Genomic DNA, 19,526 nt, shown 5'->3' with positions numbered 1-19,526 from the left:
TTTCGTCAATTTCTTTTTTTCTCCGCAATTATCACAGATTATAACCTATAAAAACTAAATTGATTACAATTCGTAATAATAAAAACTCATAATCAAACAAATTATAAGCAAAGTCGTTTAAGAACATATTTTTTGTTTACTCTCATCACGCTTTACTTTGATTTTCGAAAGCATATTTGTATTTTTGCAATCACACCGAAACAACTAAACAAGCATATCAATAAAAATTGAAAGCAAATGAGAGAAAAAGGTTATATTTTATCAGATGAAAACAAAGATTTACCGCAATATCGGCATGGTCTTTACAGCCCGGATAACGAGCACGATGCCTGCGGTGTAGGTATGATAGTCAACCTACATGGCACAAAATCACACGATTTAATTGACTCCGCCCTCAGAGTGCTGGAAAACATGAAGCACCGTGGAGCAGAAGGCGCCGACAGCAAAACCGGCGACGGTGCAGGTATTATGATACAAATACCCCATGAGTTCATTCTTCTGCAAGGAATCCCTGTTCCCGAAAAAGGGAAATATGGTACCGGACTGGTATTTATGCCCAAAGACAAAGAAGCGCAGCATGCCATAATGAGCATTATGATAGAAGAAATAGAGCGAGAAGGCATGACGCTAATGCATGTAAGAAGTGTTCCTGTGAACTCGAATGTGCTTGGAAAAGACGCACTGGCTACAGAACCAGATGTGAAACAGATATTTATTACAGCTGAAGCTGACGAACAGAATCTCGAAAAGAAACTATATATAATAAGGAAAAAGATAGAGAACAGAGTCGAGCATAAAGACTTTTATATAGTTTCTCTCTCAAGTCGGAATATGGTGTACAAAGGTATGCTTACATCTACCCAGTTGAGAGAGTATTATGCCGACCTTACACAACCTTACTTTACCAGCGCACTTGCTTTGGTACACTCACGTTTCAGTACCAATACGTTCCCGACGTGGAGCCTTGCACAGCCATTCCGAATGATGGCTCACAATGGTGAAATCAACACCATACGAGGTAACCGCGCATGGATGGAGGCAAGAGAAAGCGTATTGTCATCAAAAGAGCTGGGTGATATTTCTCAGATACGCCCGATCATACAACCAGGAATGAGTGATAGTGCATCAATGGACAATGTCCTGGAATTTTTTGTCATGTCGGGCTTGAGCCTGCCGCATGCACTGGCCATGATGGTTCCTGAATCTACCAATGAAAAGAACCCGATCAGTCCGGCACTGAAGGCTTTCTATGAATACCATTCTATCCTGATGGAACCATGGGACGGGCCGGCGGCCTTGTTATTCAGCGACGGACGTTACGCAGGAGGTATGCTCGACCGTAACGGATTGCGCCCGGCGCGCTGGCTGGTTACAAAGAGCGGTACCATGGTTGTTGCAAGTGAAACTGGTACAATCAGCTTCAATCCGGATGAAATAGAAGCTAAAGGCAGATTACAACCCGGTAAGATTTTGCTGGTTGACACGCAGGAAGGCAAGATATATTACGATAACGGAGTAAAGGAAAACTTGGCTTCGGCACTTCCCTACACAGAATGGCTTTCTGCCAACCGCATTGAACTCGACACACTTCGCAGTGGTCGTAAGGTTGAAAATGCAGTAAAAAATGCAGGACGCCGCCTGCGTATATTCGGATTTACCCGTGAAGATGTGGAACGGACCCTGACTCCGATGTGTAAGACCGGAGCAGAACCGACTGCCTCAATGGGTAACGATACCCCGCTTGCCGTATTATCGGAAAAGCCTCAACTGCTATTCAACTATTTCAGACAGCAGTTTGCTCAGGTTACTAACCCGGCCATCGACCCGATTCGTGAGGAACTGGTAATGTCACTTACCGAATATATCGGTGCTGTGGGGAAAAACATTCTGACCCCAGACCCTATGCATTGCAAAATGGTACGCTTGCCACATCCTATACTGACCAACACACAACTCGACATTCTGTGCAATATCAGATATAAGGGATTCAGTACTGTCAAACTGAAAATGATATTCGATATCAAAGAAGGTGAAGAAGGCCTGCGTTCTGCCATCGAAGACTTATGCAAGAAAGCAGAAGAAGCTGTCGATGCGGGAGCTAATTACATTGTACTTTCCGACCGTGACATCGATGCGACCCATGCACCTGTTCCTTCCCTGCTTGCCGTAAGTGCTGTACACCATCACCTGATTTCGGTACAAAAACGTGTACAAACGGCATTGATAGTAGAGAGCGGTGAAGCACGTGAAGTAATGCATGCTGCATTGTTGTTAGGATATGGTGCCAGTGCCATCTGCCCGTATATGGCATTTGCCGTAATAGACGAATTGGTAAAGAAAGGCGATGTCCAACTGGACTACAACACAGCCGAAAAAAACTATATCAAAGCACTGTGCAAAGGCCTCTATAAAGTAATGAGCAAAATGGGTATCAGTACCATCCGTTCATATCGCGGAGCCAAACTTTTTGAAGCTGTAGGACTGAACGCCGAAACGATGAAACGGTATTTCGGTACCGAAATTTCTACCATCGGCGGTGCCGGACTGAAAGACATAGCCAACGACTATCTGAAATTTCATCAGTCGGGAGCCTGCATCAGCGATGATGAAGCAGCTTCCATGCTCGATCATATCGGATTGTTCTCCTTCCGCAAAGATGGAGAAAAGCATGCATGGAATCCGGAAACCATCAGTTTACTGCAACTGGCCACACGTACAGGAAGCTATAAGAAGTTCAAGGAATTCACACAAAAGGCAAACGAAAAAGCATCACCCATGTTCTTGCGCGACTTTTTCCGCTTCCGCAATAATCCCGTAGACATCAACACCGTAGAACCTGTGGAAAGCATCGTCAAGCACTTTGTAACCGGTGCCATGTCATTCGGCGCCATCAGCAAAGAAGCTCACGAAGCCATGGCACTTGCCATGAACAAACTCGGTGCACGCAGCAACACGGGTGAAGGAGGTGAAGACAGTGAACGATTCAAAGCTGTTTATCATTCCGACAGCGACAACGAAGATATCAGCCTTTGCAGTAAGACCAAACAGATTGCTTCGGGACGTTTCGGCGTAACAACCGAGTACCTGGTCAATGCTGAAGAAATACAGATTAAAGTGGCACAAGGAGCAAAACCGGGTGAAGGTGGTCAGTTGCCGGGCTTTAAGGTAGACGAAGTCATCGCACGTACCCGCCACTCTATTCCAGGCATTTCGCTGATTTCTCCTCCACCTCATCACGATATCTACAGTATCGAAGACTTGGCTCAGCTTATCTTCGACCTGAAGAATGTCAATCCGCGAGCAGCCATCAGCGTAAAGCTGGTAGCAGAAAGCGGTGTAGGAACAATCGCTGCCGGCGTAGCAAAAGCCAAGGCCGATCTGATTGTAATATCAGGAGCCGAAGGAGGAACCGGAGCATCACCGGCATCTTCGATGAGATACGCAGGTATTCCGCCTGAAATCGGCTTGAGCGAAACCCAACAGACACTGGTACTCAACGGACTGCGCGGACAGGTTCGCCTGCAAACAGACGGTCAGTTGAAGACAGGTCGTGACATCATCAGCATGGCATTGCTGGGAGCAGATGAATATGCTTTCGGAACAGCCGCACTGATTGTTTTAGGATGTGTAATGATGCGTAAATGCCATACCAACTTATGTCCGGTAGGTGTTGCTACACAAGATGAAAGATTGCGCGAACATTTCCGCGGACATTACAAATACCTGATCAATTACTTTGAATTCCTGGCTCAGGAAGTACGAGAATATCTGGCTGCCATGGGATTCACCCGCCTGCAAGACATTATCGGCAGAACCGACCTTATTGAGATAGCTCCACATGATAATACAGGAAAAATAGGTGGATTGGACTTCAGCCGTATACTACATCAGGTAGACAATGGAGCAGACATCCACTACACAATGAATCGTCCGCTCGACCTTTCGGAAGTAAAGGATAAATCAATCATCGCTGCAGCACATGAAGCGTTGGACAACAAGCGCCCGGTGGAACTGGAATATACCATCTCGAACACAGACCGTTCTGTAGGAGCTATGCTTGCGGGAGAAGTGGCAACCCGATACGGACACGAAGGATTACCCGACGGAACTATCAGCGTCAAGTTCAAAGGCTCGGCAGGTCAGAGCTTCGGTGCCTTCCTTACTCCGGGAATCAGCTTCCGTCTGGAGGGCGAAGCAAACGATTATGTCGCAAAAGGACTGAGCGGCGGACGAATAGCTGTTCTCCCCCCGATGGATTCCTGCTTCGATGCTTCCAAGAATACAATCGCCGGAAACACACTGATGTATGGTGCAACCAGCGGTGAAGTCTACATCAACGGATGTGTGGGTGAACGTTTTGCCGTAAGAAATTCGGGAGCAATCGCTGTAGTAGAAGGTGTAGGCGACCATTGTTGCGAATACATGACAGGAGGACGAGTTGTTGTTTTAGGACATACCGGACGTAACTTTGCTGCCGGAATGAGCGGCGGTATCGCTTACGTATGGGATCGTGAACGTACATTCGATTATTTCTGTAACATGGAAATGGTAGAACTTAGTCTGCTGGAAGACTCTGCCGCACGCAAAGAACTGCGTGAACTGATAGAACGGCACTGGAAATATACCGGTTCAAAGCTGGCACGTACGCTGCTCGACAACTGGCAGCAACACGTAGACGAGTTCATTCAAGTTACTCCAATCGAATATAAACGTGTACTGGCAGAAGAACAGATGAAGAAACTCCAGCAGAAAATAGCTGAAGTGCAGAGAGATTACTAAAACATCGAACAACTAATAAAATTATTGTTATGGGAGATCCTAAAGCATTTCTAAATATACCCCGGCAAGAGGCTGGCTATCGTCCTATCCACGAACGCATAGCCGATTTTGGAGAAGTGGAACAAACGCTGAATACCAGCGAACGTAAACTGCAAGCATCCCGATGTATGGATTGCGGCGTGCCCTTCTGTCACTGGGCATGCCCGCTAGGCAACCGTCCTCCTGAATTTCAGGATGCACTAAGTAAAGGTAAATGGCAGGAAGCCTACGAGATATTAACACGGACAAATGACTTCCCCGAATTTACTGGAAGAGTATGTCCGGCACTCTGCGAGAAGTCGTGTGTACTGAAACTAAGCATCGACTCTCCGGTCACAATCCGAGAGGATGAAGCTGCCATCATCGAGACAGCCTTCCGCGAAGGTTATGTCACGACCAAACATTACGCGAGAAATGGACATAAAGTTGCCGTCATCGGTTCAGGACCTGCCGGGCTGGCTGCTGCCAATCAGCTAAACCGGAGAGGATACGAAGTTACGGTTTTCGAGAAATCCGAATACATAGGAGGACTGTTACGCTTCGGTATTCCTAACTTCAAACTACACAAGCCGATTATCGACCGCCGCTTGAAAATCATGGAAGACGAAGGCATCTGTTTTAAGACTAATGCAGAAATCGATCTGGCGCACTTGCCCGAAGGATTCGATGCCTACGCCATCTGTACCGGAACACCGGAAGCCCGCAACCTGAACATACCGGGACGCGAACTGAAAGGCATACATTTCGCTATGGAAATGCTGGCACAGCAGAACCGAGTACTGGCCGGACAGACATTCAGCGACGAAGAACACATCACTGCAAAAGGCAAGAAAGTACTTGTCATCGGCGGAGGAGATACGGGAAGCGACTGTATCGGAACAGCCAACCGCCAGGGAGCTGTCAGCGTATGCCAGATAGAAATCATGCCCAAGCCGCCTGTTGGTCATAATCCGGCAACACCGTGGCCGCAGTGGCCTATCGTCCTGAAGACCAGCTCGAGCCACGAAGAAGGATGTACACGCCGATGGAGTCTGACTTCGAACCGCTTCTTAGGAACCGAAGACGGACGTGTATGCGGTGTGGAAGTAGAGGAAGTAGAATGGATTCCGGCAGCCGACGGCGGACGCCCTCAAATGCGTCCTACCGGAAAGAAGGAAATCATTGAAGCCGACCTCGTCTTGCTTGCCATGGGATTCTTGAAACCCCAACTGCCAGAGCTTCCGGAAAACGCCGTCGTTGCAGGCGACGCTGCTACCGGACCAAGTCTTGTAGTAAAATGTATTGCGGCAGGACGCCGGGCGGCAGCCGACATTGATGCCATGCTGCAGAAGAGTCATCGTTGAATTTATAAAAAAACAGAAATACTATGTGTGGAATAGCCTGCATTTTCAATATCAAAAAACAAACGCCGGAGCTAAGGCAGAAAGCCTTGGCAATGGCAAAAAAGATACGTCATCGCGGCCCGGACTGGAGTGGCATTTACTGCGGTGGAAGTGCCATACTGGCACACGAACGTCTTTCCATTGTAGATCCTCAGTCGGGAGGCCAGCCTCTTTACTCCAGCGACGGGAAAAAAGTGCTTGCCGTAAATGGTGAAATTTACAATCATCGTGACATCCGTGCACAGTATGCCGGCCGGTACGACTTCAAGACAGGCAGCGACTGCGAAGTAATTCTGGCACTTTATCAGGAGAAAGGCATTCACTTTCTGGAAGACCTGAGCGGTATTTTCGCTTTCGCTCTTTACGACGAAGAACGCGACGAGTTCCTGATAGCCCGCGACCCGATAGGCGTTATACCTTTATATATAGGTCGTGATGCAGACGGAACTGTATATTGCGCCAGTGAACTGAAGGCCCTGGAAGGATTCTGTGAGGAATACGAACCTTTCCTGCCCGGACACTACTACTGGAGCCGTGAAGGAAAAATGAAACGCTGGTACAAACGCGACTGGATGGAATACGATGCCGTTAAAGACCGTTACACGTCATTGCCCGAAGCCGAGGCATATACCGCTCAGGTAAACGACGTACGTACAGCCCTCGAAGCTGCCGTACGCCGCCAGTTGATGAGTGATGTGCCTTACGGTGTCCTGTTGTCCGGAGGTCTGGACTCTTCGGTTATCTCTGCCATTGCAAAGATTTATGCCGACAAGCGTATCGAAGCCGACGGAAAAGCACCTGCATGGTGGCCTCAGTTGCACTCGTTCGCTGTAGGACTGAAGGGAGCGCCCGATCTGGAAAAGGCCCGTATCGTTGCCGAACATATCGGAACCGTGCATCACGAAATCAACTATACCATCCAGGAAGGTCTGGATGCCATACGCGACATAATCTATTACATCGAGACCTACGACGTAACAACAGTCCGTGCCTCTACCCCGATGTACCTGCTGGCACGCGTCATCAAGTCGATGGGTATCAAGATGGTGCTCAGCGGAGAAGGTGCCGACGAAGTATTCGGAGGTTATCTTTACTTCCACAAAGCTCCTACACCGGAGGCTTTCCACGAAGAAACTGTCCGCAAGCTTTCCAAACTCTATTTGTACGACTGCCTGCGCGCCAACAAGTCGCTTGCCGCATGGGGCGTAGAAGGACGTGTTCCGTTCCTCGACAAAGAGTTTCTGGATGTAGCCATGCGCCTGAACCCGGCAGTAAAGATGTGCCCGGGGCACACCATCGAAAAACGTGTCGTACGCGACGCCTTTGCATCTCTCCTGCCGGAAAGCATAGCATGGCGCCAGAAAGAACAGTTCTCCGACGGAGTAGGCTACTCATGGATAGACACCCTGAAGGAAATTACAGCCGCAGCCGTCAGCGACGAGGAAATGAAGCACGCAGCAGAACGATTCCCGATCAACCCGCCCCAGAACAAGGAAGAATATTACTACCGCAGCATTTTCGAAGAACATTTCCCCAGCGACTCGGCTGCCCGTAGCGTACCAAGTGTACCAAGTGTGGCATGTTCTACGGCAGAAGCACTGGCATGGGATGCAAGTTTCAAGAACTTAAACGACCCAAGCGGCCGTGCCGTAGCCGGAATACACGAGGCTGCATACTAGACTTTTTAAATAAAAACAAAATGAAAATTAAATTTACAAAGATGCACGGCGCAGGCAATGACTACATTTACGTCAATACACTGCGTTATCCAATAGACGAACCGGAAAAGTTGTCCATCGAATGGAGCCGTCCCCATACAGGTATCGGCTCCGACGGACTGGTACTTATCTGCCCTTCCACTCAAGCCGACTTTAAGATGCGCATATTCAATGCCGACGGCTCGGAAGCACGCATGTGCGGCAATGCCAGCCGTTGCATCGGAAAATACTTATACGAAGAAGGGATGACCGACAAGACGGATATACGGCTCGAAACATTATCGGGCATCAAGATCTTGCATCTGCACGTCGGCGACAAGAATACGGTAGAAACAGTCACCGTAGACATGGGCATACCTTCAGACATCCATGAAGTAACCTTGGGAGAAGGTTATGCATTCGAAAAGGGTATTGCCGTATCAATGGGCAACCCTCATCTGGTTATTTTTGTCGATGACATCAATCAAATCAAACTCGAAGAAGTGGGACCTGTACTGGAACGTCATCCGTTGTTCCCCGACCGCGTGAATGTGGAATTTGCCCAGATTCTGTCGGATAACAAAGTCCGCATGAGAGTATGGGAACGCGGTTCGGGCATTACCATGGCTTGTGGCACGGGTGCCTGTGCCACGGCTGTTGCTTCGGCATTTACCAACCGGTGCGGAAGAAAGAGCTCCATCGTAATGGACGGAGGAACTCTCGACATCGAATGGGCTGCCGACAACCATATCTACATGACCGGTCCGGCAACCAAGGTTTTCGACGGTGAAATTAACATATAATCATAAGACATAATATATGGCATTAGTAAACGAACATTTTCTCAAATTACCGGGAAGTTACTTATTCTCGGACATAGCAAAAAAAGTAAACGCATTTAAAATTACACACCCCGGAAAGAAACTGATCCGACTGGGCATAGGCGATGTAACCCGCCCTCTTCCTGCCGTAAGCATCGAAGCCATGCATCGTGCGGTAGACGAAATGGCAGATGCCAAGACATTCCACGGATACGGTCCCGAACAAGGTTACGATTTTCTGATAGAGGCAATCATCAAGCATGATTTTGCACCACGAGGTATCAGCCTCAGCCCTTCCGAAGTATTCATCAGCGACGGAGCCAAGAGTGATACCGGAAACATCGGCGAACTGCTCCGCTGGGACAACAGTATGGGAATCACCGATCCGGTTTATCCTGTGTATGTAGACAGCAACATCATGTGCGGACGCTCGGGTACACTGGACGAGAATGGAAAATGGAGCAACGTGACTTATTTCCCATGCACCGAAGAAAACAACTTCATCCCCGAACTACCCAAGCACAGAGTCGACCTGATCTATCTGTGTTATCCTAATAACCCGACAGGTACTACCCTTACGCACGACCAACTGAAGAAGTGGGTAGACTATGCGCTTGCCAATGATACACTGATTATCTTCGACGCCGCATACGAGGCTTTCATCCAAGAACCCGACGTCCCCCACTCTATCTACGAGATCCGAGGCGCCAAGAAAGTAGCTATCGAAATCCGCAGTTTCTCGAAAACGGCCGGATTTACTGGCGTTCGTTGCGGATACACTGTCATCCCGAAAGAAGTGACAGCAGCCAGCCTCGACGGACAACGTATTCCACTGAATCCGTTATGGAACCGCCGCCAATGTACCAAATTCAACGGAACAAGCTATATCACCCAGCGCGGTGCGGAAGCAATCTATACGCCCGACGGACAGAAACAAATAAAAGAAACCATCAATTATTACATGGAAAATGCCCGCATCATGCGCGAAAGCCTGAAGAAAGTCGGCCTCAGCGTATATGGAGGTGTAAATGCTCCGTACATCTGGCTGAAAGTGCCGGAAGGTACAACCTCATGGAAGTTCTTCGACCAGTTGTTATACGAAGTCAACATCGTAAGTACTCCGGGAGTGGGCTTCGGTCCCAGCGGTGAAGGCTATCTGCGACTCACGGCATTCGGCGAACGCGAAGACTGTCTGGAAGCCATGCAGCGCATCCAGAACTGGATTTAAAAGAACACAAGCAATATACAATATCTGAAAGAAGCCGTTGTTACTTCCTGCTGCATGCAGGGTAACAACGGCTTTCGTTTTTTATCCGTGGAAACGTTTCGGCAAGGACATGCCGGCATCTTCCGGAAAACGTCGAGACGTTTCAAAATCTTTTGTACAAATTTTCTAAGTTTTTGTACAAAAAATAAAAGGACTTTCGGCAGGCCTTTCTTTTCTCTTCACGACAACAAATAATATTGTCTGCATACAAATTTCAATTCAATAAGTCACCTAAAATCATTTTTGACCGACATTACGGTCAGACTTCCGGCGTTTTTTCAATACAAAAAGATTCATTATTTATGCACGCGGTAACAATTTGAAATACAAATAAAGTAATATGATTACAATCAAGAAGAAATTAACCACATAAACTTATAATATGAAACAAATATAAATTAGTGAGAAACAATTAACCGCTTAGGCTTTACTATAAAATCAAAAAGACATAATTTTGCAATACAGAAAAAACAAAAAGAAACTAAATAAGAGATTTAAATAAATCAATAGTATTTATATGAAGAAAATACTTTCATATAGGCACATATAAAAACTATTTTAAGACGAAAAGCAATGAAAAGGGAAATACAACTAAAGAGAACGCAGACCTGTATCAAAGCTGCATGGTAACAGCAAACTTATTTCAGGAATGTTTTAAAGAAAGTCAACGGGTATAGTTTTCTTAAGGACAAAAAGACAGGATAACATTTATAACACTACAAAATACAAATACAAGAATTATGAAAAAAATTGAAGCCATTATCCGCAGAACACGGTTCGAAGATGTCAAAGAAGCCCTGCTGGCAGCCGACATCGAGTGGTTTTCTTACTACGACGTAAGAGGAGTAGGAAAAACTCGTGAAGGCCGTATCTATCGAGGAATCGTATACGATACCAGTTCGATAGAAAGAATACTTATATCAATCGTTGTACGCGACAAGAATGTGGAGAAAACAATTCAGGCTGTCATGAAAGCAGCCCGGACAGGTGAGATTGGAGATGGCCGCATTTTCGTCATTCCGGTGGAAGATTCCATCCGTATCCGTACAGGAGAAAGAGGCGACATCTCACTTTACAACGCAGAACAGGAAAAATAACAATACAATATACAACTAAACAAGAAGAACTATGGATACAAACATGATACTCGACACAGGAAACACAGCGTGGATGATTGTAGCCACGCTACTTGTACTGCTAATGACAATTCCAGGTATCGCCCTGTTTTACGGAGGACTGGTACGGCAGAAAAACGTACTGAGCATCATCATGCAGTGTATGCTTATTGTTTGTGCGGTGACCGTTATCTGGATTGCTTTCGGCTACAGTTTCGTTTTCGGAACCAGCCTGATGGACAGCGGCAGCACGTGGTCGTTCCTGATAGGCGGATTCGACAAAGTCCTGCTGAGGGGAATTACAACTTCCAGCCTTTCTGCCGGCAACATTCCGGAACTGATCTTCGTCTTATTCCAGTGTATGTTTGCCATCATTACTCCAGCTTTGATTCTGGGAGCGTTTGCCGAACGACTGAAATTCTCCGGCTTCCTGATATTTACCGTATTGTGGAGCATATTGGTTTATATTCCTATGGCACACTGGGTATGGGGAGGAGGATTCCTCCAGCAGATGGGTGCGATAGACTTTGCAGGAGGAACCGTAGTACACATCAATGCAGGTATTTCGGCTCTCGTAATGGCTATTATGGCAGGAAAGAGAAGTGATTATAAAATCGGTCATCCTATCACTCCACACAACATCACATTTGTATTTCTGGGTACAGCTTTCTTGTGGCTGGGATGGTTCGGATTCAATGCCGGAAGCGGCTTGCAGGCCGACGGAATAGCAGCCAATGCTTTTCTGGTGACTCATCTGGCTACCTGCGTAGCAGCACTGACATGGATGGCAATCGACTGGATTCATAACAAGAAACCTACGACTGTAGGTGCATGTACAGGCGCTGTTTCAGGTCTGGTAGCCATAACTCCGGCTGCAGGAACGGTAGATATTTTCGGAGCCTTCTGCATCGGACTGATTACTCCGATTATCTGCTTCTACATGGTAGCTGTCATCAAGCCGAAATTCAAATACGACGATACGCTGGATGCATTCGGAGTTCATGGCATAGGCGGCATCGTAGGTTCTATCCTGACAGGTGTATTCGCTACACAGTTCATCTCCGGCGAAGGTGGTGTAAAGGGAGCTTTATATGGCGACTGGCATCAGTTGGGTGTACAGATTCTGGCAACCGTCATATCCATCGTATTCAGTGCCGTGATGACTTACATCCTATTCAAGATAACAGACAGGCTGGTCGGCATCCGTGTTGACAAGCGAGTAGAAGAAGAAGGTCTGGATATTTACGAACATGGAGAATCAGCATACAATCATTAAAAAAACATATCAAACATCTTATTAAATAATCAATCAAAATCAAGGTATTATGTCAAAGTTAAGATTTAGAGTGGTAGAAAAAGCTTTTCAGACAAAACCCTTAGAAGTGCCTGTTCCGGCAGAGCGCCCGAGCGAATATTTCGCCAAGTACGTATTCAACCGTGAAAAAATGTTCAAGTATCTTCCTACACCAGTGTACAGCAAACTGGTAGATGCTATGGACAATGGAGTTGCACTCGACCGTGAAATAGCCGATAAAGTAGCAGAAGGCATGAAACGATGGGCTATGGAATTAGGAGCAACACATTATACTCACTGGTTCCAGCCGCTGACAGAAGGAACAGCCGAAAAGCACGATGCTTTTGTTGAGCACGATGGCAAGGGCGGTATGATGGAAGAGTTTTCAGGAAAACTGCTCGTACAGCAGGAACCGGATGCATCTTCATTCCCTAACGGAGGTATCCGAAATACTTTCGAAGCCCGCGGTTACAGTGCATGGGACCCGTCTTCTCCAGTATTTGTTGTAGACGACACATTGTGCATCCCGACCATATTCATCGCTTACACCGGAGAATCGCTCGACTACAAGACTCCATTACTGAAGGCTTTGCGTGCCGTCAACAAAGCAGCCGTCGACGTTTGTCATTACTTTAATCCGGATGTCAAGAAAGTTGTTGCTTATCTGGGATGGGAACAGGAATATTTTCTGGTAGACGAAGGCCTTTATGCAGCACGCCCCGACCTGCTTCTTACCGGACGTACCCTGATGGGACACGAAGCATCGAAGAACCAGCAGTTGGAAGATCATTACTTTGGTGCCATTCCTACTCGTGTAGCAGCCTTCATGAAAGATTTGGAAATTCAGGCTCTGGAGCTTGGCATTCCGGTAAAGACAAGACATAATGAAGTAGCTCCTAACCAGTTTGAGCTTGCTCCTATCTTCGAAGAATGTAATCTGGCAGTAGACCACAATATGCTCATCATGTCGCTGATGAGAAAAGTTGCACGTACTCATGGTTTCCGTGTCCTGCTTCATGAAAAACCTTTCAAGGGAGTCAACGGCTCGGGCAAGCACAACAACTGGTCACTGGGTACAGATACCGGCATCTTGCTGATGGCTCCGGGAAAAACAGCAGAAGAAAACCTGCGCTTCATTACCTTCGTGGTAAATACCTTGATGGCAGTATATCGTCATAACGGACTGCTTAAAGCGTCTATCATGAGCGCAACCAATGCACACCGTCTGGGTGCCAACGAAGCACCTCCCGCAATTATCTCTTCTTTCCTGGGAAGACAGTTGAGCAAGGTACTCGACCACATGGAAGACAGTTCTACAGACGAACTGATTTCATTGGGCGGCAAACATGGTATGAAACTCGACATTCCGCAGATTCCGGAACTGCTGATCGATAATACAGACCGTAACCGTACCTCTCCTTTCGCCTTCACCGGAAACAGATTTGAGTTCCGTGCCGTTGGTTCGGAAGCCAACTGTGCCAGCGCCATGATCGCACTGAATACCGCAGTTGCCGAACAGCTTGTCGAATTCAAGAAAGACGTAGACGAACTGATGGAGAAAGGCGAGCCGAAAGTATCTGCTATTATTCAGGTAATCCGCAAATACATCAAGTTGTCTAAACCTATCCGCTTCGACGGGAACGGTTATAGCGATGAATGGAAGGAAGAAGCTGCCCGCCGCGGACTGGATTGCGAAACCAGTTGCCCGCTTATCTTCGACCGTTATCTTACTCCGGAAAGCATCAAGATGTTTGAATCGACCGGAGTCATGACCCAGAAAGAACTGGAAGCGCGTAACGAGGTAAAATGGGAAACTTACACCAAAAAGATTCAGATAGAGGCACGTGTCTTGGGAGATTTGGTCATGAACCATATTGTACCTATCGCTACCGACTATCAGACAAAACTGCTGGATAATGTATATAAGATGAAAGGACTTTTCCCTGCCGAAGAAGCCGATCACCTGTCATCAGAAAATCTGGCTATCATCCGGAAGATTTCAGAACATACTATCTACATCAAAGAACATGTAGATGCAATGGTCGAAGCCCGCAAGGTTGCCAACAAGATTACGGACGAACGTGAAAAAGCAATTGCTTATCACGACAATATTTCTCCGATGCTGGAACAGATTCGTTACCACATCGACAAGCTGGAGTTGATTGTTGACGACCAGATGTGGACACTTCCTAAATATAGAGAGCTGTTATTCATAAGATAAAAATAACCAAAAGACAAACTCTAATTTTTTTTATTGGATGTTTGATGGGAGTCGGGCTGTTGGGAAAACAGCTCGGCTTTATCATTTTTTTTAAGCGTCACAAAAAGACATCTGCGACTGATCATGGTTATCTCCATAAAACTGAAGCAAATCAGCTTTGGGAACTACAAGTTTTATTCCTCTATCCTTACCTTCTCCCCGATGAAGAAAGCAAAAATAGAGGAATTTCTGATGAGAACTTATTACAAATAATAAAGTTACATTTTCCACAGTGCAAGAACTCTGAGAGCAGTCGAATCAATAACCCTCTTCCTGTTTCAACAAACTTTAGCAATTTCTGCCATTATTTTCCGTCAGGGAATGGAATAACTTCGCCGGTAGCTTTCAACGACGGTCTTTGTGCATCCCTTTCTCTTAAATAATCAGACAGTTCGGCAGCCAGCTCTTTCACCTTGTCCGGCATAGCCTGTGCCAGGTCATGCTGTTCGCCTATATCCTCCTTTACATTATAAAGCCGGAGCTGACGTGTTTCCCATGTATAAATAAGATGATAATCTCCTTTCATTATAGCCGAATAGGCACCATATCCTTCTTCCAAATTCTGCGACTCTCCCCAAAGATTCGGGAAATGCCATACCAGTACACGGTCTTTTCTCGTTTCTGGATGCTTCAAAACGTCGGCAAAACTGACTCCGTCTACCACCTGATGAGTTTTATATTTCTTCACTCCTGCCATCTCGAGTATCGTAGGATAAAAGTCTTCAATAATAACCCGCTGATCACATTCCGTATCGGGCTTAGTCACTCCCGGCCAGTAAACCATCATCGGTTCACGAACTCCCCCCATAAATGCAGAACCTTTTCCTCCACGGGCCGGATAGTTCTGGTCGCGATTGGCAACTCCCTGACGCACGTTACTTAAACCTTGTCCTCCATTATCCGACATGAAAAGCAGAATCGTATTTTTGGCAACCTCCGGATTTCTCTGCAGATAATCGAGAATATCTCCCAAACTTTTATCCATTCCTTCTACCAAAGCGGCATACTTGGCTTCATTCTCATTCAATTCGGTCTTCAACTGCTCATCATATTTTCCCCAATACTTGTCGCTGAAACGTTTGTCATCATCGTAAGGTGTATGAACGGCATAGTGCGACATATACAAATAAAAAGGCTTGTTCATCTTTACAGCCTTTTCCATTTCTGTCAATGCCTCCCGCGTCAACGCTTCTGTTATAAAGATGTCCTGTCCGTAATACTTTTCCAGTCCCTGTACGGCAAAGCGGGAACCTTCGCCAAAGTTCTTTGTTCCCAGATAACTTCCCGGAGCACCGTTTGCCCCGCCTGCTATATTTACATCGAATCCCATGTTTATCGGATTTGCTCCCGGCGTAGTTCTTGCACCAAAATGAGCCTTTCCACAATGAATGGTCCAATAACCATTTTCCCTAAGAATTTGAGGAAGTGACGTGATAGCTGTAGAATTGTTTATCTTGCCTTCTGTAGAATCGGGCTGAATGCCATTATAATTCCATTCAGGAAGAGTTATCATGTCACTGGGTTCGTCGGTCTTTTCATTTAATTCCAGTGTCCAGTTCGTCACTCTGTGCCTTGAAGCATTCATTCCAGACATCAGACTGCACCGCGTAGGAGAAGAAACAGCACAAGCATATGCTTCGGTAAAGCGAACTCCCATCTGCGCCATCCGCTCCATGTTAGGCGTAACAAATCGTTTGTTAAGCGGTGTCAGTTCATCATTATAAAAAGGAACAGACGTATCTTGCCAGCCCATATCATCGACCAGAAACATAATAATATTAGGATGAGCTGTCGTTTGTGACCACGCAGATACAGAAGCTATAGCACTGCATGCGACTAATGAGGCAATGTGTTTTTGCATAAGGATAACATTTTATAATTAATTCTTTTAAAGACAAAAGTAAGTATTATAAAATAAAAAGCATACAGACCATCCGTTTTTTAAATATTCTTATAAACTTAATCTTCACTTATCAATATAAACTCTTTACCACCACCATCGGATTGCAGCTGCATCCGCAAAGATATTGCTGATACAAAATCAGGTTCGGAAGCAAACGGACATAAAATAATCCGATAAGGTTTATCCCCTTACCGGATTTGTTTCTATCTTTTTAATATAAGCCAGAGCTGCTCCTATAGCAGTCTGATATTCTGCATTATCAGGAATGATAAAACGGACATCGTACATTTGTCCAATCGTATCGAAAACCGGACGGCACTGAGGCAATTGAGTCAGATTTCCAATCAGAACAAAATTACGAATTTCTGTTTCCAGAGCAGACAAAACGGCCGCCTGACCAATAGATTGCAATACCATGTGAATTAAGCCTAATGCCAAATCTTCGGGTGAGGCATTGTTATCCAGCTTCCCTAACAAGGATGCTGTTGCATCCAACGGAAGTCCGGGCAGTGACGTGCGACAAATATCCTGTATCTGCAAATCCACATTTTTCAGTTCACCTCTTCCTGCCAGCTCTGATACCCATAATATATCTTGTGTATGGAGCAGCAGACGGGACAAGCCTATCAGCGTTCCTCCTCCGATGCCAATTCCCCCCACGTGGCGGATTGTCTCATTCTCAACCCGGACAAACGAAGTTCCGGTTCCCATACTTACAACCATCAACTTATCCAATCCGGTAGCATATTGTGCACTGAGTCCATTCGCAATAAATTCATCTGTGCGGGCTGTAGGCAAACCATACAAAGGTTGTTGTATATATGAGCTGCCAACTCCCGTTAACATGACCTGCTCCACATCCGAAAGTTGAATAGAATGATCGTATATATATTTTCCAAAAGCGCCAAACAGCGAAGTAACAGGATCTGCTGCGGTTACAAACATCGGATGACAAATACATCCTTTCTCCATTCCTACAATTTTAGTGGTACTTCCACCTACATCAATTCCTATAATCATACCATCAAATTCATGTTATCTAAATATGGGTGCAAGTCTACAAACTTTTTTTCGTGAAAGAAAATATCCCAGACTTATTTTTACTAAAGATTCAATTGAATTTATACAGAATAAGCCTTCTATTTACATGACTTTTTCATTATTCCTCCTTATGCTGGCACTACAGAATCGTTAAAGACATTATTTGAAACAATGAACACCACAAGAATCTAAAACATTCCGAAACAATGTATGCAGACTGATATATCATCTAAAAAAGTGATGGCTATCTCAAACTAAATGTCCCCCATACCCTGATAAAGGGCCGTACGGCTACGACCAGATCCCGTAGCTGTACAACTTAGCATTACCGTAATTTTTCTCCAGCCAAATCAGATGAATTTATTTTTTCAGCCTGATTTTTTCATGATAGAAATAGTTAACTATAACAGGTTTCCCCTTTAAAGAACGTCCGTATGGCAAATCATTTATGCGATAAGGATAACTCCCCGCTTGAGCAAATGAAGAGATTTCCTGCTCTAAAGCCTGCCAGTAATCTTGCCTTTTCTTGTTATATATTTCATCGTACAAGGTTTCAAGTTCCGGATGTTTTTCCCGTATATAATCCATGATCTCTCTCTTAAATTGTCCACGAAGATTCAGATTTTCCAGCCATATCAAATCTGCGAAATCTTTTACCCGGTTAATGATAGCTTTCACATCCGTAATTTCCGGAAAAATCGGTGAAATAAAACATACGGTACGTATACCAGCATTATAGAACTGCTTCATGGCTTCAAGCCTGCGCTCAATGCTTACGGCACGATCCATATCACATCTAAACTGTTCATCAAGTGTGTTGACCGACCAAGATACCGTCACTTTCGGGAAATCTTTCAGTAAATCAAGATCACGCAAAACCAAATCTGACTTGGTACAGATCATGATTTCAGCATTAGTGCCTCTTAATTCTTCCAGCAGTTTACGGGTTCTGCAAAACTCTTCTTCATACGGATTGTATCCGTCTGTTACAGAACCTATAACAATTCGTTGCCCGTCGAACTTGTGCGGATTGTCAATCGGTTTCCAATGTTTAACATCAAGAAATGTACCCCAAGGCTCTGTATGTCCCGTAAAGCGTTTCATGAATGAAGCATAACAGTACTTGCAGGCATGCGGGCAACCCACGTAAGGATTGACCGAAAAACCACCTACGGGTAATGATGACTTGGTCATGACATTCTGCACATCTATTTCTCTGATTATTTCCTTTTCCATATTTTTTCTATAAATTGTTCTGGTAGTTCCTGAATCATTCGTTCTTCTCCCATGATAGGCAGAAGATCTTCTTTCATAAAAACCGGAATGTGATTTCTTTTCGCCTGTTCCACAATATGAAGTACCCATTCAGGTTTGGCATCCACTTTCCCTTTTCTTTTACCAGTTTCTGTTCCAATAACAATCCATTCGTAACCTTCCAGATCTATTTCACCCACATCCTCGAAGAGAGGTTCAAAAGTGGCATGATAATGTTTGGAGCGAACGTGGTCTTTTAATGCCTTCAACCGTTTCTCCTCGGAAGCTCTGGTCACAGTAACTCCCATCCATACGTTTTCATCGCCTGTTTGAAAGTTAATTCGTTCAGGACGCTTCGTCAGAAAGATATATGCATGCTGTGGATTCATGGCTATACGTTTGAATATTTCTTCTCTCCAAGCTGTTTCCCAATCGGAGAAATCACTCATACCGGTAAGTAGCCAAACGTGTGATTCAGGATTGTCCATCAAATGCAATTTTCGGCTCATATATTGAGGAACAGAGAAGTCGTCAGTCATGTGAAACCGCTTGCAGTTATTTCTTGCATAACAATAGTTACCTGAGTTCGGGATAAGTTTAGAATAAGGCCAGTTGTTTTGAGTCCTCAATATAGTATCCTTGCAATGCATCCGGTTTGTTTTCAAAGAAACAAT

At 45.5% G+C, this 19,526-nt stretch carries 12 protein-coding genes; 8 read left to right on the top strand and 4 right to left on the bottom strand.

Annotated features, from left to right (window positions below; genetic code table 11):
* The first annotated feature begins 237 nt into the window (after positions 1–237).
* The 8 genes from gltB to ACZM60_RS05785 all read left to right on the top strand — a co-directional run bounded on the left by gltB (position 238) and on the right by ACZM60_RS05785 (position 14,615).
* Complete coding sequence (gltB, locus tag ACZM60_RS05820) at positions 238–4,779, top strand: glutamate synthase large subunit (protein WP_489521021.1); 4,542 nt, start codon at positions 238–240, stop codon at positions 4,777–4,779.
* A 29-nt stretch (positions 4,780–4,808) separates the two neighbouring features.
* The gene (locus ACZM60_RS05815; protein WP_489521020.1) at positions 4,809–6,161 is read left to right on the top strand and encodes a glutamate synthase subunit beta; all 1,353 of its coding nucleotides are present in this window, start codon (positions 4,809–4,811) and stop codon (positions 6,159–6,161) included.
* A 23-nt stretch (positions 6,162–6,184) separates the two neighbouring features.
* Positions 6,185–7,879: an asparagine synthase B gene (gene asnB / locus ACZM60_RS05810; RefSeq protein WP_489521019.1), complete on the top strand. Its 1,695-nt coding sequence runs from the start codon at positions 6,185–6,187 to the stop codon at positions 7,877–7,879.
* 20 nt (positions 7,880–7,899) lie between these two features.
* On the top strand, positions 7,900–8,700 hold the full coding sequence (gene dapF / locus ACZM60_RS05805; protein WP_021970610.1) for a diaminopimelate epimerase: 801 nt from the start codon (positions 7,900–7,902) through the stop codon (positions 8,698–8,700).
* Positions 8,701–8,716: 16 nt separating this feature from the next.
* On the top strand, positions 8,717–9,946 hold the full coding sequence (locus tag ACZM60_RS05800; RefSeq protein WP_021970611.1) for an LL-diaminopimelate aminotransferase: 1,230 nt from the start codon (positions 8,717–8,719) through the stop codon (positions 9,944–9,946).
* Positions 9,947–10,725: 779 nt separating this feature from the next.
* Complete coding sequence (locus tag ACZM60_RS05795) at positions 10,726–11,082, top strand: P-II family nitrogen regulator (protein WP_021970612.1); 357 nt, start codon at positions 10,726–10,728, stop codon at positions 11,080–11,082.
* 31 nt (positions 11,083–11,113) lie between these two features.
* Positions 11,114–12,376, top strand: a complete 1,263-nt coding sequence (locus ACZM60_RS05790; protein WP_340319265.1) for an ammonium transporter — start codon at positions 11,114–11,116, stop codon at positions 12,374–12,376.
* A 49-nt stretch (positions 12,377–12,425) separates the two neighbouring features.
* Entirely contained in the window at positions 12,426–14,615 is a 2,190-nt protein-coding gene (locus ACZM60_RS05785; RefSeq protein ID WP_021970614.1) for a glutamine synthetase III family protein, read from the top strand.
* Positions 14,616–14,958: 343 nt separating this feature from the next.
* Here the strand turns inward: ACZM60_RS05785 and ACZM60_RS05780 are convergent, their stop codons facing one another.
* The 4 genes from ACZM60_RS05780 to ACZM60_RS05765 form a co-directional block, all read right to left on the bottom strand.
* A complete protein-coding gene (locus ACZM60_RS05780; protein WP_489521018.1) occupies positions 14,959–16,515 on the bottom strand; it encodes a sulfatase in 1,557 nt (518 codons plus the stop codon).
* Positions 16,516–16,737: 222 nt separating this feature from the next.
* Entirely contained in the window at positions 16,738–17,577 is an 840-nt protein-coding gene (gene coaW / locus ACZM60_RS05775) for a type II pantothenate kinase (protein ID WP_021970616.1), read from the bottom strand.
* Positions 17,578–17,958: 381 nt separating this feature from the next.
* Positions 17,959–18,834, bottom strand: coding sequence for a radical SAM mobile pair protein B (locus ACZM60_RS05770; RefSeq protein WP_021970617.1), 876 nt, complete (start codon positions 18,832–18,834; stop codon positions 17,959–17,961).
* On the bottom strand, positions 18,819–19,481 hold the full coding sequence (locus ACZM60_RS05765; protein ID WP_489521036.1) for a DUF5131 family protein: 663 nt from the start codon (positions 19,479–19,481) through the stop codon (positions 18,819–18,821). The genes ACZM60_RS05770 and ACZM60_RS05765 overlap by 16 nt, the downstream gene beginning before the upstream one ends.
* Positions 19,482–19,526: the final 45 nt, after the last annotated feature.

This window comes from Phocaeicola sp., assembly GCF_057861905.1.
The sequence above is the reverse complement of the archived record's forward strand: the minus strand, read 5'-3'. Positions and strand labels throughout refer to the sequence as shown.

Bases quoted from the DNA above. Each gene is read 5' to 3' on its own strand.
- ACZM60_RS05815 (WP_489521020.1), top strand. From the start codon at position 4,809: ATGGGAGATCCTAAAGCATTTCTAAATATACCCCGGCAAGAGGCTGGC.
- ACZM60_RS05785 (WP_021970614.1), top strand. From the start codon at position 12,426: ATGTCAAAGTTAAGATTTAGAGTGGTAGAAAAAGCTTTTCAGACAAAA.
- asnB (WP_489521019.1), top strand. From the start codon at position 6,185: ATGTGTGGAATAGCCTGCATTTTCAATATCAAAAAACAAACGCCGGAG.
- ACZM60_RS05790 (WP_340319265.1), top strand. From the start codon at position 11,114: ATGGATACAAACATGATACTCGACACAGGAAACACAGCGTGGATGATT.
- ACZM60_RS05780 (WP_489521018.1), bottom strand. From the start codon at position 16,515: ATGCAAAAACACATTGCCTCATTAGTCGCATGCAGTGCTATAGCTTCT.
- coaW (WP_021970616.1), bottom strand. From the start codon at position 17,577: ATGATTATAGGAATTGATGTAGGTGGAAGTACCACTAAAATTGTAGGA.
- ACZM60_RS05770 (WP_021970617.1), bottom strand. From the start codon at position 18,834: ATGGAAAAGGAAATAATCAGAGAAATAGATGTGCAGAATGTCATGACC.
- dapF (WP_021970610.1), top strand. From the start codon at position 7,900: ATGAAAATTAAATTTACAAAGATGCACGGCGCAGGCAATGACTACATT.
- ACZM60_RS05795 (WP_021970612.1), top strand. From the start codon at position 10,726: ATGAAAAAAATTGAAGCCATTATCCGCAGAACACGGTTCGAAGATGTC.
- ACZM60_RS05800 (WP_021970611.1), top strand. From the start codon at position 8,717: ATGGCATTAGTAAACGAACATTTTCTCAAATTACCGGGAAGTTACTTA.
- gltB (WP_489521021.1), top strand. From the start codon at position 238: ATGAGAGAAAAAGGTTATATTTTATCAGATGAAAACAAAGATTTACCG.